Raw genomic sequence first — 15,498 nt, 5'->3', positions numbered from 1 at the left:
CGACACCGCAGTGGTGGACAGGCCCTGGGGCACCCCGCTAACCCCGCGCGACCTCGGACGCCGCCACCGTGACGATCGCCCGCACCTGATCGGTGATCGCGACCCGGTTGCGTACGAAGTCCGGGTCGGTGACCCGGCCGCTCGACGGATCCGTGTTGCCGGCGCCGAACTCCAGGACCGGCGTGTGCAGATGCCCGCCAGGGAGGGCCGGCCGCACCGCGTCCCGCAGCAGCGTCGCCCGGTAGGCGATCTCATTGGACAGATAGTCCCCGCCGCCCCCGGCACGGGCCGTGGACCCCGGAGTCGGGCCGTCCGGCCGCTCCACCGGCTCGGTGTCGCCCGCCGGGATCTCGGTGACGGCGGTGTGGTCGACCACCGGGTACGGCCCGGTGCCGGCCGCCACGATCCGCGCGTACGGCAGGCTGGTGGCCGTCCACTGCGGCTGCGGCCGCACGGTCGGCACCCCCGCCGGAATCGGCACGGTCTCGGTGCGGGACTCCCGTACGTTGTCCGGATAGCCGCCCCGCCAGGCCCCGTTGGTCCGCTCGACATCGAAGCGCCCCGGCCGCCCCTGGCTGATCGTCGTGAACAGATCCGCCTGCCGCGCCCCGCCCCGGAAGTGCGGCAGCAGCGTGCGCTCCACCGTCCCCTCGGCGAAGTCCGCCCAGCGCACCGGGAAGACCGCGGTCTCGATCCGGGCCGGCCGCCCCGAAGCGGTACGCACCGTCGTCCCGTCCAGCGCGAGCGCCGCCGCCCCCGACGGATTGCTCCGCCGCGCATCGGCGTCCAGCTGGAACGGGTCGAACCCGGTCACGACGATGCGCAGCACATGCTTCCCGGCGGGCAGCTCGATCGAGTCCTGGCCGCGTGAGCCGCGCTCCAACGACCCGAGGAGAGCGGTGCGTTGGGAGGTGGTCAGCCCGAAGTCCGGCTGCCACTGCCGCAGCTCCTTCGTCATCCCCAGCCGCGCCCAGTACAGCGGCCGGTCGTCGTCCCGGCTCAGATCGCCGCCCGCGGGCCCGCGCCCCTGGGCCCGGTCCACGGCCCGCCGCCACAGCGCACGCCCCTCGCTCCTGACATACCGTCTGGCTTCCGGATACGTCGTCACCCGTGCCAGCCCGCGCCCGAACTCCCGCTCCCAGGCGTCGAATCCGCTGCGCCGCAGGATCTCCTGCGGCGCGGTCTGCGTCAGCCGGCCCTCCTCCACCGTGACATCCGCCGTTGCGTCCGCCGTGGTGGCCGCGGTGGCCGGAGCCGTCAGGGACAGCGGGAGGGCGGCGAGCAGTGCGATACCGAGTGCGACCGGCTTGGTGCGTATGCGTCTCATGGGGCGAGTAAAACGGGGTGCGCGGCGCGGCGGTAGAGGGCGCGGGGTGGCTTGAATCGGCCCACGGCTAGGGTTTCTGGTCCGGTCCGCCCACGCGCCCGGCACATACCGCGAAACCCAGGGGGAATCTTCGTGGCCACACCGCCACCGCCGCAAGGCCCTTACCCGTACGCGCAACAGCCCGTGGGCCCCTACCCGCCGCAGCCCACCGGCCCGTACGCCCCACCACAGGGGCACCCGGCCCCAGGCCCGTATCCCTACGCCCAGCAGCCGCACCCCGCGCCCTACGCCACCGCCCCCGGCTGCGAGTTCTGCGGTGCCCAGCCCGCGGTACAGGCCACCGTGCGTGGGCATCAGGGCATCCTCTTCCTGATGCGGTTCCTCAGCCGGAGCGCGGTGTTCTGCCGTTCCTGCGGGCTGGCCACCTACCGCGAGATGTCCGCGAAGACCTTGTGGCAGGGGTGGTGGAGCCCGCTGTCCGTGGCCATCACGCCGATCACCCTGCTGGTGAATCTCGGTCCGCGGGCCCGCTTCCGCAAGCTGGCCGCCCCCGTGGGCGGTTTCCGGCCCTCGCTCGATCCGGGCAAGTCGCTGCTGCGCCGGCCCGAGGCGCTGCTGTTCCTGGTGCCGATGGCGCTCGTGGTCCTGGCGATACCCACCCTGTTCGTACTCGGCGCGTTCGTCGAGGGAGCGGGTATCGGGAAGGCGCCGACCCTCGCCGTGGGTAACTGCGTCCGCAACGACGGCGACTGGCACGACCAGGACCTGGAGATCGTGGAATGCGGGTCGGCCGAGGCGGAGTACCTGGTGACCCGCAGGCTCGACACCTCGAAGGACACCTGTGGGGACGGTGAACTGCTCGCCGACCCCGAGTACAGCCCGGACAAGATGACGATTTCCTGCCTCGCGCCTGCCCGTTAGGGCGGGTCCTTCGGTCCCCCCCCCGATCAGCCCTCGCCGGGCTCCTCGGCCTGCCCGCTCCCGCCCCCCAGCAACGCCACGAAGTCCCGGAACGCCGCCGGCATGTCCACCTTCTCCGGGTCCAGCAGCCACTGCAGCTGCAGGCCGTCCATCACGGCGACCAGCAGCGGCGCCGCCTGCTCCGGGGTCAGGCCACCGGGCAGGGTGTCGCCGAATTCGGCCCGCAGCACATTGGCCATGGAGGCGCGTACGGTGCGGAAGCGGGTCTCGAAGAAGGCGCGGGCGGGGTGGTCCTCGGTGACGCTGTCCGCCGACAGCACGGTGTAGGTCTGGACGATGCCGGGGCGGGTGGCGTTGTAGTCGACGAGCTGGGCGAGGGTGTCGGTGCGCCAGCAGTCGGACGCGGCGGCCGCCGAGGCCAGATCCCAGCGGTCGCGCGCCTCCAGGACGCCGACCAGCAGCAGCTCCTTGGTGGGGAAGTGGTGCAGCAGCCCCGGCTGGGTGAGTCCGGCGCGCTCGGCGACGGCGGCGAGCGAGGTGCGGCGGTAGCCGCGCTCGGAGATGAGCTCCATGGCGGCCTGCAGGATGGTCTCGCGCCGCTCCGCGCGCAGGGTCTCCCGCCCACCGCCGCGCCGCCGCGGTCCGGGCCGGCCGCCGCCGCGGGGTGCGTCCTGGTCTCGTGCAGTCACCGGCCGAGCGTAACTCCCGCGTGGAGATCCCGTACGACTGAGGTAACGGAAGGGTGACGACACTTACCGACCGGAAGGCGTGAGGGTAAGAATCCGGACAGCGGGCCCGCACATCCGCCGAGGGAGCACCGGAGAGCCGCATGACCGACGACCAGCCCCACGACCCCGCCCACGACGACGCCCGGCACCCTGACCGCGGCCTTGCCTACGACCGCACCGCGGCCGTGGAGCGGGCGCTCGCCGCACTCGACCTTGACACCAAGGTCCGGCTGCTGTCCGGCCAGGACATGTGGACGCTGCCGGCCGTCCCCGCGATCGGGCTGCGGTCGCTGGTGATGTCGGACGGCCCGATCGGTGTACGGGGCCCGGAGTGGAGCGCCGAGGACCCCTCGGTCGCGCTGCCCAGTCCCACCGCGCTGGCCGCCACCTGGGACCCCGGGCTGGCCCGCCGGGTCGGCCATCTGCTCGCCCAGGAAGCCCGCCGCAAAGGCGTGCATGTCCTCCTGGCGCCCACGGTCAATCTGCACCGCTCACCGCTGGGCGGCCGCCACTTCGAGTGCTATTCGGAAGACCCGCTGCTCACCGGCGCGATCGGTGCCGGTTATGTGCGCGGCGTCCAGGAGGGCGGTGTCGGGACGACGGTCAAGCACTTCGTCGGCAATGACGCCGAGACCGACCGGCTCACCGTCGACAACCGCATCGCCCCGCGCCCGCTGCGCGAGCTCTATCTCGCCCCCTTCGAGCACATCGTGAAAAACGCCCGCCCCTGGGCCATCATGACTGCCTACAACCAGGTCAACGGCTCGACGATGACCGAGCACCACCCTCTCGTCAACGAGGTCCTGCGCGGCGAATGGGGCTTCGACGGTTGCAATATCTCCGACTGGACGGCGGCCCGCGACACCGTACGTGCGCTGCGCGGCGGCCTGGACGTGGCGATGCCGGGGCCCCGTACGGTCTACGGCGCGCCGCTCGCCGATGCCGTCCGCGCCGGTGCGGTTGCCGAGGCGCAGGTGGACGACGCGGTGCGCCGGGTGCTGCTGCTCGCGGCCCGTACGGGATGCCTGGCGGGGGTGCCGGCGGCGGTCGCCCCGGCCGATGTGCCCCGGGGGATCGACGGCCGGGCGGTGGCCCGTGAGGTCGCCCGGCGGGCGTTCGTCCTGCTGCGGAACGAGCCGGTGGGCGGCGCGCGGCGGGCGCTGCCGGTGGACGCCGCCGCGGTCCGCAAGATCGCCGTCATCGGGGCGGCCGCGCGCGACGCCCGGGTGCTCGGCGGCGGGTCCGCGACCGTCTTCCCCGAGGCGATCGTCTCTCCGCTGGAGGGGCTGCGCGCCGCGCTGCCCGACGAGGTCGAGGTCGGCTTCGCGGTCGGCGCCGACCCGCGCACCCGCCTCCCGCACGCCCGCGAGGGCTTCACCCTGCGCGCCCGCTACCTCGCAGCGGACGGCCGACTGCTCGCAGAGACACCGCAGTTCGACGGCAAGGTGCAGGTGATGGGCTGCTTCCCCGAGGGCGTCACCCGGCAGAACCTGAGCGCCGTCGAGCTGACCGGCAGCTACACCCCGCAGATCACCGGCGGCCACACCCTCGCTGTGGCCGGCACCGGCGAGCTGCGGCTGACCGTCGACGGCTCGGTCCTCTTCGACGGCCGCTGCGCACCAAAGGGCAACGACCCCTTCGAGGCGTTCATGAACCACGTCGAGCGGCGGGTGACGGCGGAGCTGACGGCCGGCGAGAGCGTCGATGTCACGCTGCGGTTCGTCCCGCTCGGCCTGGGCCCGGGCGAGGGCCTGGCCGGGCTGAACTTCACCCTCGGCCACAGCGAACCGCAGCTCGACGCCGACGCCGAGATCCAGGAGGCGGTCCGCGCCGCGGCCGCCGCCGATGTCGCGATCGTCGTCGTCGCCACCACCCAAGAGGTCGAGTCCGAGGGCTTCGACCGCCGCGATCTGCGGCTGCCCGGCCGCCAGGACGAGCTGGTCACCCGGGTCGCCGCCGCCAATCCGTACACCGTCGTGGTCGTCAACTCCGGTTCGCCGGTGGAGCTGCCGTGGCGCGAGCAGGTGCCCGCCGTGCTGCTGAGCTGGTTCCCCGGCCAGGAGGCCGGTGCGGCGCTGGCCGATGTCCTGCTCGGCGCGGACGAACCGGGCGGCCGGCTCCCCACCACCTGGCCGGCCCGCCTCGACGACGCCCCGGTCACCACCGTCACCCCGACGGACGGCCAACTCCCGTACTCGGAGGATGTGTTCATCGGCTACCGGGCCTGGCAGCGGTCCGCGCCCGCCACCGCCCCCGCCCCGGCGTACCCCTTCGGCCACGGTCTGGGCTACACCGACTGGGAGTACGAGTCGCTGGACCCCACCCCGGACTCGGTGCGGGTGCGGGTGCGCAACGCGGGCGACCGTCCCGGCCGCGAGGTCGTCCAGATCTATCTGGCGCCGACCTCGGACGCCGCCCCGGACGCACCGGAGCGCCCGGTCCGCTGGCTGGCCGGATTCGCCGTCGTCGAGGCCGGCCCCGGTGAGAGCGCCGAGGCCGAGATCCCGCTGCCGGACCGCGCCTTCGCGGTCTGGGGCTCCGCTTCCGAAGGCTCGGCGGCGAGCGGAGGCGGAGCGCAGTGGAGCGAGCAGGAGGACGGCTGGCGCCGGGTCAAGGGCGTCTACGCCGTCGAGGCGGCGCACAGTGTCGACGACCGGCGGCTGACGGCGGAGGTCACCGTCGGCTGAAGCGGACCGGGGCGGGGGCGCTCCTCCGCGAAGGCGCCCCCAGCCACCCTTCATGAGGGCACCACCGGCATCACGAGGCCACCACCGAGACATCACCGCCGCTCGTCCGTGCCGTCACCTTGTGCGCGGAGCTCTTGTCCGTCGGGACGGAGACCTTGCTGGTGCCACCGCTCGTCGAGGCGTCCACCGCGTACGAGCCCTTCGGGAGGCGGATGGTGACATCGCCTCCGCTGGTCCGTGCCGAGACGTCGTCGGGCGCGGAGGACAGCGTGGCCTCCACATTCCCGCCGCTGGTCCTCACCTTCATCTTCCGCGCCGTGGAGTCCGCGACGGTGATGTCGCCACCGCTGGTCTCCGCGGTGATCCCGCCCGCGGTGCCACGGACGGTGATGTCGCCGCCGCTGGTGTGCAGATCGACCGAGGCGTTACGCGGCAGCAGCACGCGGTACCCCACTTCGCACCGGCGTCCCATACCGCAGTCCTCGGCCTCCAGCGTCAGCCGGCCGTCCTTGACCCCGTGCTCGGACTTCGGCTTCTGGTCGTTGTACCGGTACTTCTCCGTCACCTTGATCGACCCGCCGGCGTCGATCGGCACGATCTCTATGTCCCCGCCGTGTGTCGTCGCCGACAGCGTGGTGACCTTGCCCTGCACCGTGTACGTGCGCTGCGCCTCCTTCGTCGGGCCGAAACCCGACAGCGAGCAGCCGGTCACCAACACGGTCAACGCCGCACAGGACAGAACGAGATGAGGAGCGCGAAGGCGGGCCATGGTGAAGAGGTCTCCCGTAGCAGGCAACGAAGCGGAACGGATCAGAACGGAACAGCTCGGAACGGAACAGCTCAGAAAGGAACGCAGCGGAACCGATCACCACTCATGGTTCCTGTTCCGCCTCCCCGCGGCGTCACCGCACGGTATGAACCTCCCCTCCCACGCCCTTAGGGGTTCCCCGCACTCCGCGGCCGCGCCGAGAACCCGTACACGGTCTCCGAGCGATGGATCTCTCCGGGCCGCAGGACCGTGCCGGGGAAGTCCGGCCGGTTGGGGGAGTTCGGGAAGTGCTGGGTCTCCAGGGCGAGGCCGGCCGCCGATCCGTAGGGGACGCCCGAGGTCCCGGTCAGGGATCCGTCGAGGTGGTCGGCGGTGTAGAGCTGCAGACCGGGCTCGGTGGTGGCCAGCTCCAGGGCGCGGCCGGAGCGCGGGTCGTACAGCTCCGCGACCGTGCGCGGGGCCCCGGTCACACCGCCGTCGAGCACGAAGTTGTGGTCGTACGCGCCGGCCACCGCGCGCGCCGCCCGGAAGTCGAAGCGGGTACCGGTGACATCGGTGGGCGCGCCGGGCACCGGGATGCCGCTGGCGTCGACGCGCGTGTACCGGGACGCCGCCAGCCGCAGCTGATGCCCGGTGGCGCTGCCGCTGCCGTCACCGCCCAAGTTGAGATATGTGTGGTTGGTGAGGTTGACGACGGTCGGTGCGTCGGTGTGCGCGCGATAGGCGATACGCAGCGCGTCACCGCCGGGACCGGTGGAGAGGGTGTACGTCACGCGCACATCCAGGGCGCCGGGGAACCCCTCCTCGCCATCCGGGCTGACCCGGCGCAGCCGCACCCCGCCCTCGACGGACCGGGCCTCCCACACCACCCGGGAGAAGTTCCGCGGCCCGCCGTGCAGGCTGTTGCGCCCGTCGTTCGGCGTCAGCGGGTACGCACGGCCGTCGAGCGTGAACGACGCCCCGGCGATCCGGTTGGCATAGCGCCCGACCAGCGCGCCGAAGTGCGACCCGCCGTGCATGACATACGACGCGAGGTCGGCGAAGCCCAGCGCCAGCCGGCTTCTTTGTCCGTCCCGGTCCGGGGCCTCGATGCTCTGGACGATCCCGCCGTACGTCAGGACCCGGACCCGCAGCCCGCCCGAGCCCGCCTCCAGGGTCCAGCGGTCGACGCCGGTGCCGTCGTCCAGTGTGCCGAAGGGTTCCCTGCTGACCTGCGTGTTCATGAGCGCGAGCCTATGCCCGCAAACCGGCGGCCCTCGCCCGGGGAACGCGTCCCGGTGCTATCGCTGCGGGCGGGTGATCGCGCGGAACGCCAGCTCCGCCAGCTCCTTCTGGCCGCCGGTGCCCGGGTGGAACCAGTCCCAGGTGCTCAACTGCCGTCCGGTGAAGCGGTAGTCGAAGACCGACCCGTCGAACCGGCACAGCGGATCCTTGCCGCACACCTCCGCCAACGCCGCGTTGTACGCCTGCACCCGGTCCCGCACCTTCGCGCGCCGGTCCTGCGCCGCCTTCGTCAGATCGTCCGGATCGCGCAGCATCGACCCGCAGATCCCCAGCTTCCACACCTGCTTGCCGAGCGGGTTCTTGCGCCCCTCGGACCACAGTCGCAGCAGATCCGGCACCGCCGCGACATACACCTGGGTGTGCGGCAGGGCGCGCCGCAGATACGTCATCGACCGCGCGAAGTCGGTCCGGAAGGCGGCCTTGGGGGTCATCGTCCCCACGTCATGACGGCACGCGTCGTTGGCGCCGATCAGGATCGTCACCAGCTCGGGCTTCCGGCCGGCGGCCGCCGCGATCTGATCCGGCAGATCGCTCATCAGCGCGCCGGTCTTCGCGAAGTTCCAGCTGTGCGTGGCGGGGTGGGTGACCAGCCGTCGGGCGAGACTGTCCACCTTGGGATCGGTGCCGGTGGCCCAGGAGACCTCGGGGCAGTCGGAGAGCACCGTACAGGCGTCGAAGCCGACGGTGATGGAGTCGCCGAGCGCCGCGATCGAACCCGGGTCGGTGCGCCAGACGGGCGCCCGTTTGGCCGGACGCTTCGCCGACGCGCCGGAGTGTGACGCTGAACCACCGTCGGCACTACAGGCGGTGAGGGCGGTCAACAGCGCGCAAGCGGTCGCCACGGTGCGTACGGAACGGCGGCCGAAACGGCTGCGCCAGGGGCGAAAGGGCCGATCGATCCGCGTCATCCCCTGTCCCCTCCGGCGTGCGAGTGATATCTCTTCGGGTACCGACGGTACGTCACCCCCTCGACCGGCACTGCACGGTAGCTTTGCCCCGTGCCTGCCGGGCGGTGACCCAAAGTGGCAAGTGCAGTCGGCACAGACAAATTACATCACGTCATTTCCTGTCCCATTTGCGGCAAATTCCGCCCAATGGTGTTTACTGTAGGTCACCTCGCAAGCTGGTGCCGAAGTGATCACTGGGGCAGAATGACAACTGTCCCGGCCGCAACCGGAACGGGCACGAGGCCGCTGGGGAAGGCGAACCTCGAACCGCACTGGAGGTCCCGGTGACGACACGTGGAGTTCTGTACGTCCACTCCGCTCCGCGCGCGCTGTGCCCGCACGTCGAATGGGCCGTGGCGGGCGTCCTCGGTGTGCGCGTCAATCTCGACTGGATCCGCCAGCCGGCGTCCCCGGGCACCTGGAGAGCCGAGTTCTCCTGGCAGGGCGAGGCCGGCACGGCCTCCAAGCTGGCCTCCGCGCTGCGCGGCTGGCATCTGCTGCGCTTCGAGGTGACCGCGGAGCCCTGCTCCACCGCCGAGGGTGAGCGCTACAGCTCCACCCCCGACCTGGGCATCTTCCACGCCGTCACCGGCATCCACGGCGACATCCTGATCCCCGAGGACCGGCTGCGCGCCGCGGTCGCCCGCTCGGCGCGCGGCGAGACCGAACTGGCCGCCGAGGTCGCCAAGCTCCTCGGCAAGCCCTGGGACGATGAACTGGAGCCGTTCCGGTACGCGGGCGAGGGCGCCCCGGTCCGCTGGCTCCATCAGGTCGTCTAGGCAGACCCCAGAGGGCACCCGCCGTCCCCGACACGCGGCGGCTGTTGCCTTGGAGTCCACTCCACGGCCTAGCGTGCCGCCATGGCCGACAACAACGCTTCCGACACTCTCTCAGTAGCGGTGCTGGGCACCGGAATCATGGGCGCGGCGATGGCCCGCAACCTCGCCAGGGCCGGTCTGGACGTCCGCGTCTGGAACCGTACGCGCGCCAGAGCGGAGCCGCTGGCCGCCGACGGGGCCCGTGTCACCGACACCCCCGCCGAGGCGGTGGACGGCGCCGATGCGGTCCTCACCATGCTGCTCGACGGCGATGCCGTCCTCGACGCGCTGCGGCAGGCCGCCCCGGCGCTGCCGGCCGGTGCCGTATGGCTCCAGATGAGCACGGTGGGGGCCGAAGGTCTCGCCCCCCTCGCCCGGTTCGCCGACGAGCACGCCCTGCGCTTCGTGGACGCCCCCGTCCTGGGCACCAAGGCACCTGCGGAGAAGGGGGGGTTGACGATCCTGGCGGCCGGCCCCGAGGACGTGCGGGAGCGCGCGGGGCAGGTCTTCGACATCGTCGGGAGCATCACCCGGTGGGTCGGCGAGGACGGTGCGAGCGGGGCCGCCAGCCGCCTCAAGCTCGTCGTCAACAGCTGGGTGCTGACCATCATCAACGGTACGGGTGAGGCGCTCGCGCTCGCCAAGGGGCTCGGTGTGGACCCGCGCGACTTCCTCGCCGCGATCGCCGGCGGGTCGCTCGACATGCCGTATCTGCGGATGAAGTCCGAGCTGATCCTGTCCGAGGACTACCCGGCGAGCTTCACGGTGTCGGCGGCCCGCAAGGACGCCCGGCTCATCACCGAGGCCGCCCGCGACGCCGGCGTACGGCTGGATCTGGTGCCGGCGGCCGCGGAGCGCTTCCGCCGGGCCGAGGAGCAGGGCCACGGCGAAGAGGACGGCACGGCGGCGTACTTCGCCAGCTTCGAGGGCTGAGCGGCGCGGCGGACACACGAGGAGGGCCCGCCCGGTGCGTACACCGGGCGGGCCCTCCTCGTACTACTGCGTGCTTCAGACCGTACGGAACGCCAGCACCACGTTGTGGCCACCGAACCCGAACGAGTCGTTCAGGGCCGCGATCCGGCCCTCGGCGGGCAGCTTGCGGGCCTCGCCATGGACGATGTCCGCTTCGGCCTCCGGGTCGAGCTCGTCGATGTTGATCGTCGGCGGAGCCACCCGGTGGTACAGCGCCAGGATCGAGGCGACCGTCTCGATACCGCCCGCGCCGCCCAGGAGGTGACCGGTCATCGACTTCGTGGCGGAGACCGCCATGTGGTCGGTGTCGTCGCCGAAGACCTTGCGCAGCGCCTTCAGTTCGGCCAGGTCGCCCTGGGGCGTGGAGGTGGCGTGCGCATTGACGTGCACGATCTCGGCCGGGTCGAGGTCGGTTGCGTCGAGGAGGTTCTGCAGCGCCTGCGCGATGCCGTTGCCGGACGGCTCGGGCTGCACGATGTCGTGGCTGTCGGCGGAGATGCCCTGGCCGACGGCCTCGGCGTAGACCTTGGCGCCACGCTTGGCGGCGTGCTCGGCCGACTCCAGGACGATGACGCCGGCGCCCTCACCCATGACGAAGCCGTTGCGGGCGGTGTCGAAGGGACGGGAGGCACCCTGCGGGTCGTCGTTGGACTTCGACATCGCCATCATGTTGCCGAACGCGGCGATCGGCAGCGGATGGATGGCCGCCTCCGTACCGCCCGCGACGACGATGTCGGCACGACCCGTACGGATCATCTCGATGGCGTAACCGATCGCCTCGGAGCCGGACGCACAGGCGCTGACCGGGGTGTGCACACCCGCGCGGGCGTTCACGTCCAGGCCGACGTTGGCGGACGGGCCGTTGGGCATCAGCATCGGCACGGTGTGCGGGGAGACGCGGCGGACGCCCTTCTCCTTGAGCACGTCGTACTGGCCGAGCAGGGTGGTCACGCCACCGATACCGGAGGCGATGACGGTGCCGAGCCGGTCGGGGTCGACCGAGGTGTCCTCACCGGCCTTCGCGGTGAAACCGGCGTCCGCCCATGCCTCGCGGGCGGCGATCAGCGCGAACTGCGCCGAGCGGTCCAGCTTGCGGGCCTGCGCCCGGGGGAGGACCTCCGACGGGTCCACGGCCGCCTGAGCGGCGATCTTCACGGGCAGGTCGGCGGCCCAGTCCTGGTCGAGGGTGCTGACACCGGAGCGTCCGGCGAGCAGGGCCTCCCAGGTCGAAGCGCTGTCGCCACCCAGCGGTGTGGTTGCGCCGATACCGGTGACGACCACGGTGCGATTGGTCGCGTTCACGGGAATTCTTACTCCACGGGTAGAGGGGTCTGAATCGACGGCGCCACCGCGGGGTGGCGACATGCGCGAGAGCTGGATCAGCTCTGGTGCTTCAGGATGTACTCGGTCGCGTCGCCGACCGTCTTGAGGTTCTTGACGTCGTCGTCCGGGATCTTCACGTCGAAGCGCTCTTCGGCGGCGACGACGACCTCGACCATGGACAGCGAGTCAACGTCCAGGTCGTCGGTGAAGGACTTCTCCACCTGGACGTCCTCGGTGGGGATCCCGGCGATCTCGTTCACGATCTCGGCGAGACCGGAGACGATCTCTTCCTGAGTGGCGGCCATGATGGCGCTCCTTCGGTCATTTTAAGGGGAAACTGCGTTACTTGCGGTGAAGATCCGTGCGGCGGCCGACACGTACGAGACGTACGGTGCTGCGTAGATCTTGCCTAGGGGAGGGTAACGACCGTCGCGGCGTAGACGAGACCCGCCCCGAAGCCGATGACCAGCGCGGTGTCGCCGCTCTTGGCCTGCCCGGTCGCCAACAGCCGCTCCATGGCGAGCGGAATGGAGGCTGCCGAGGTGTTGCCGGTGGTCTCCACATCGCGGGCGACCGTTACGCTCTCCGGCAGCTTCAGAGTCTTCACCATCGAGTCGATGATCCGCATGTTGGCCTGGTGCGGAATGAAGACGTCCAGGTCGTCCGGGCTGACTCCGGCCGCGTCCAGCGCCTGCTGGGCGACCTTCGCCATCTCGAACACCGCCCAGCGGAAGACCGCTTGGCCCTCCTGCGTGATGGCGGGGTACCGGATCTCCTCCAGAGCCGTGCGGCCTTCCGGGCCGTCGCCTCCGGGGGTCGGGGTGGTGCGGTAGACGTCCCAGCCCAAGGTCTGCTTGATGGTGTCGGACTTGTCGCCCTCCGAGCCCCACACGGTCGGGCCGATCGCCGGCTCCGTGGCGGGCCCGATGATCACCGCGCCCGCGCCGTCACCGAACAGGAAGGCCGTCGCGCGGTCCTCCAGGTCGGTCAGGTCCGAGAGCCGCTCGACGCCGATGACCAGGACATACTCCGCCGATCCCTCGACCACCAGGCCCTTGGCCAGGGTCAGACCGTAGCCGAAGCCCGCGCAGCCCGCCGAGATGTCGAACGCGGCCGGCTTGCCGGCACCGATACGGTGCGCGATCTCGGTCGCGATGGCCGGCGTCTGCTTGAAGTGCGAGACGGTGGAGACGACCACGGCGCCGATCTGCTCGGGCGTGATGCCGGCGTCGGCGATCGCCTTGCCGGCCGCCTCGACCGACATGGTCGCGACGGTCTCCTCGGGGCCGGCCCAGTGGCGTGTCGCGATGCCGGACCGCGAGCGGATCCACTCGTCGGACGACTCGATGTGCTTGAGGATCTCCTCGTTGGGCACGACACGGGTCGGGCGGTAGCCGCCGACGCCCATGATCCGCGCGAACGGGGCGCCCTTCGAGGGCTTGATCTTCGAGGTCATGCGCTTCGGACTCCTATTCGGCCGGTGCAGAGTGCTCGGCGATCAGCGTGCGGGCCGCGTCGAGGTCGTCGGGCGTCTTGAGGGCGAGGGTCTGCACACCGGGCAGCGCGCGCTTGGCCAGTCCGGTGAGAGTGCCACCGGGGGCCGCCTCGATGAGCGCGGTGACACCGAGCGCCTTGAAGGTCTCCATGCACAGGTCCCAGCGCACGGGGTTGGCCACCTGGCCGACCAGCCGCTGCACCAGTTCCTGACCGGAGGAGACCAGCTGCCCGTCCTTGTTGGAGACATAACGGGTGTGCGGATCGGCGACCGACAGCTGGGCGGTCGCTGATTCCAGGGCCGAGACGGCGGGTGCCATGTGGTGAGTATGGAACGCGCCGGCCACCTTCAGCGGTACGACCCGACGAGTGCCTTCCGGCTTGTTCTCGACCAGTGCGGCAATCTGCTCGGCGGTGCCCGCGGCGACGATCTGGCCGGCGCCGTTCACATTCGCCGGCGTCAGGCCCAGCTGCTCCAGATGCGGCAGGACGACGGCCTCGTCGCCGCCCAGCAACGCGGCCATACCGGTCTCGGTGACGGCGGCGGCCTCGGCCATCGCCCGGCCGCGCCGGCGCACCAGCTCCATCGCGGCCTCGTCGGAGATCGTGCCGGCCAGGGCGGCCGCGGCCAGCTCACCGACGCTGTGGCCGGCCGCCGCGCCGACCTGCGCGGCGAAGTCGTCGGCCGTCGCGAACAGCTGCCGCGCGGAGATCAGTGCGGACGCCACCAGCAGCGGCTGCGCCACCGCGGTGTCGCGGATCTCCTCCTCGTCCGCCTTCGTGCCGTAGTGGACCAGGTCCAGGTCGATGGCGGCCGACCACGCACGGAGCCGGTCTTCGACACCAGGGAGGTCGAGCCAGGGGGTCAGGAAGCCGGGCGTCTGAGCGCCTTGGCCGGGAGCGACGAGTACGAGCACCCTCACACTCTCTCTTGTGGGTGGTTCCGCCCGCCCGTGGGGACAAGGACGAAGAACCATCGGGGGAATTGTTGGTGTTCGACAAAAGTCTAGAGTTGCGCCTCGCCGTCAGCCAGACGCCCCAGAATCAGCGCGATACGGAGGGTGAAGGCCGAGCGCACATCGGAGGGTGACCAGCCGGTGACGTCCGTCACACGTCGCAGCCGATAGCGCACGGTGTTGGGGTGCACGAACAGCATCCGGGCGGCGCCCTCCAGACTGCTGGCCTGCTCCAGATAGACGCTCAGGGTCTCCAGCAGCGCCGACCCCGCTTCCTCCAGCGGTCTGTAGATCTCCTCCACCAACTGCTCCCGCGCGACCGGGTCCGAGGCCATCGCGCGCTCCGGCAGCAGATCGTCCGCGAGCACCGGTCGCGGGGCGTCCGGCCAGGCGGCACAGGCCCGCAGGCCGGCGGCCGCGGCCTGCGCGGAGCGGGTCGCGGCCAGCAGATCGGAGACGACCGGGCCGGCCACCACGGGACCGGCGGCGTACGGGCCGATCAGTGCCTTCGCGGCCTTCAGCGGATTGTCCGAGCCGCCCGCGATCACCACCAGGCGGGAGCCCAGCACACCGGTCAGCACCTGCAGCTTGGCGTGCCTGGCGGCTCGCCGGATCGCCTCCACGGTCAGCTCGCTGTCGCCGTCCGGGGCGGTGCCGAGCACCACACACACATGTTCGGGGGAGTTCCAGCCCAGCGCCGCCGCACGCGAGACCGCGCCCTCGTCCGCCTCACCCGAGAGCACCGCGTTGACCACCAGCGACTCCAGCCGGGCGTCCCACGCGCCGCGGGCCTCGGCGGCCTGGGCGTAGACCTGGGCGGTGGCGAAGGCGATCTCCCGGGCGTAGACCAGCAGCGCCTCGCGCAGCACGGACTCGTCGCCCGGGGCCGCGACCTCATCGATCGCCGCCTCCATGACCTCGATGGTCGTACGGACCATCTCCACGGTCTGCCGCAGCGTGATCGCCCGGGTCAGCTCGCGCGGCGCCGTGCCGAAGACATCGGTACTGATCGCCTGTGGGGTTTCCGGATGCCGGAACCATTCGGTGAAGGCGGCGATACCGGCCTGCGCCACCAGGCCGATCCAGGAGCGGTTCTCCGGGGGCATCGCGCGGTACCACGGCAGCGTGGCGTCCATGCGGGCGATGGCCGCGGCCGCCAGCTTGCCGGACGAATTCTCCAGGCGCCGGAGGGTGGCGGAGTGCGGGTGCGCGTCGCGCGATGCGGGTTCAGACACGGGACAAGCCTGCACTATCGGGGCGGGGAGGTGAGGC

General features: G+C 71.6%; 14 protein-coding genes. 4 read left to right on the top strand and 10 right to left on the bottom strand.

All coding sequences use genetic code 11. From position 1 onward, the window contains the following. Nucleotides 1-37: 37 nt before the first annotated feature. Entirely contained in the window at nucleotides 38-1,327 is a 1,290-nt protein-coding gene (locus tag KI385_RS15155; RefSeq protein ID WP_238572741.1) for a C15 family peptidase, read from the bottom strand. A 132-nt stretch (nucleotides 1,328-1,459) separates the two neighbouring features. Between KI385_RS15155 and KI385_RS15150 the strand changes: the two genes are divergently transcribed. Next, nucleotides 1,460-2,248 (top strand): LppU/SCO3897 family protein, encoded by a 789-nt coding sequence (locus tag KI385_RS15150; protein WP_238572740.1) that lies wholly within the window; start codon nucleotides 1,460-1,462, stop codon nucleotides 2,246-2,248. 26 nt (nucleotides 2,249-2,274) lie between these two features. Here the strand turns inward: KI385_RS15150 and KI385_RS15145 are convergent, their stop codons facing one another. Then, nucleotides 2,275-2,937, bottom strand: a complete 663-nt coding sequence (locus KI385_RS15145) for a TetR/AcrR family transcriptional regulator (protein ID WP_238572739.1) — start codon at nucleotides 2,935-2,937, stop codon at nucleotides 2,275-2,277. A 140-nt stretch (nucleotides 2,938-3,077) separates the two neighbouring features. Between KI385_RS15145 and KI385_RS15140 the strand changes: the two genes are divergently transcribed. Beyond that, the gene (locus tag KI385_RS15140) at nucleotides 3,078-5,663 is read left to right on the top strand and encodes a beta-glucosidase (RefSeq protein ID WP_238572738.1); all 2,586 of its coding nucleotides are present in this window, start codon (nucleotides 3,078-3,080) and stop codon (nucleotides 5,661-5,663) included. 70 nt (nucleotides 5,664-5,733) lie between these two features. Here KI385_RS15140 and KI385_RS15135 read toward each other — a convergent pair whose 3' ends face one another. The 3 genes from KI385_RS15135 to KI385_RS15125 all read right to left on the bottom strand — a co-directional run bounded on the left by KI385_RS15135 (nucleotide 5,734) and on the right by KI385_RS15125 (nucleotide 8,624). Then, nucleotides 5,734-6,381, bottom strand: a complete 648-nt coding sequence (locus KI385_RS15135; RefSeq protein WP_238577700.1) for a DUF4097 family beta strand repeat-containing protein — start codon at nucleotides 6,379-6,381, stop codon at nucleotides 5,734-5,736. Nucleotides 6,382-6,599: 218 nt separating this feature from the next. Continuing rightward, a complete protein-coding gene (locus KI385_RS15130) occupies nucleotides 6,600-7,655 on the bottom strand; it encodes an aldose epimerase family protein (RefSeq protein WP_238572737.1) in 1,056 nt (351 codons plus the stop codon). A gap of 57 nt (nucleotides 7,656-7,712) precedes the next feature. After that, a complete protein-coding gene (locus tag KI385_RS15125; protein WP_238572736.1) occupies nucleotides 7,713-8,624 on the bottom strand; it encodes an SGNH/GDSL hydrolase family protein in 912 nt (303 codons plus the stop codon). Nucleotides 8,625-8,947: 323 nt separating this feature from the next. Between KI385_RS15125 and KI385_RS15120 the strand changes: the two genes are divergently transcribed. Continuing rightward, nucleotides 8,948-9,442 (top strand): DUF3145 domain-containing protein, encoded by a 495-nt coding sequence (locus tag KI385_RS15120; RefSeq protein WP_018088059.1) that lies wholly within the window; start codon nucleotides 8,948-8,950, stop codon nucleotides 9,440-9,442. A gap of 81 nt (nucleotides 9,443-9,523) precedes the next feature. Next, nucleotides 9,524-10,414, top strand: a complete 891-nt coding sequence (locus tag KI385_RS15115) for an NAD(P)-dependent oxidoreductase (protein WP_238572735.1) — start codon at nucleotides 9,524-9,526, stop codon at nucleotides 10,412-10,414. Between the two features lie 75 nt (nucleotides 10,415-10,489). On the opposite strand, the gene KI385_RS15110 is transcribed toward KI385_RS15115, so the two are convergent. From KI385_RS15110 to KI385_RS15090, 5 genes are all read right to left on the bottom strand, one after another. Further along, nucleotides 10,490-11,755, bottom strand: coding sequence for a beta-ketoacyl-[acyl-carrier-protein] synthase family protein (locus KI385_RS15110; protein ID WP_238572734.1), 1,266 nt, complete (start codon nucleotides 11,753-11,755; stop codon nucleotides 10,490-10,492). 77 nt (nucleotides 11,756-11,832) lie between these two features. Then, nucleotides 11,833-12,081, bottom strand: a complete 249-nt coding sequence (locus KI385_RS15105) for an acyl carrier protein (RefSeq protein ID WP_238572733.1) — start codon at nucleotides 12,079-12,081, stop codon at nucleotides 11,833-11,835. A gap of 104 nt (nucleotides 12,082-12,185) precedes the next feature. Beyond that, entirely contained in the window at nucleotides 12,186-13,232 is a 1,047-nt protein-coding gene (locus KI385_RS15100) for a ketoacyl-ACP synthase III (protein WP_238572732.1), read from the bottom strand. A gap of 13 nt (nucleotides 13,233-13,245) precedes the next feature. Continuing rightward, nucleotides 13,246-14,187, bottom strand: a complete 942-nt coding sequence (locus KI385_RS15095; RefSeq protein WP_238572731.1) for an ACP S-malonyltransferase — start codon at nucleotides 14,185-14,187, stop codon at nucleotides 13,246-13,248. An 89-nt stretch (nucleotides 14,188-14,276) separates the two neighbouring features. Further along, nucleotides 14,277-15,461 (bottom strand): PucR family transcriptional regulator, encoded by a 1,185-nt coding sequence (locus KI385_RS15090; protein WP_128506844.1) that lies wholly within the window; start codon nucleotides 15,459-15,461, stop codon nucleotides 14,277-14,279. Nucleotides 15,462-15,498: the final 37 nt, after the last annotated feature.

This window comes from Streptomyces inhibens, from assembly GCF_022221585.1.
Classification (GTDB): Bacteria; Actinomycetota; Actinomycetes; order Streptomycetales; family Streptomycetaceae; genus Streptomyces; species Streptomyces inhibens.
This window is presented reverse-complemented; position numbering and strand designations above follow the sequence as displayed.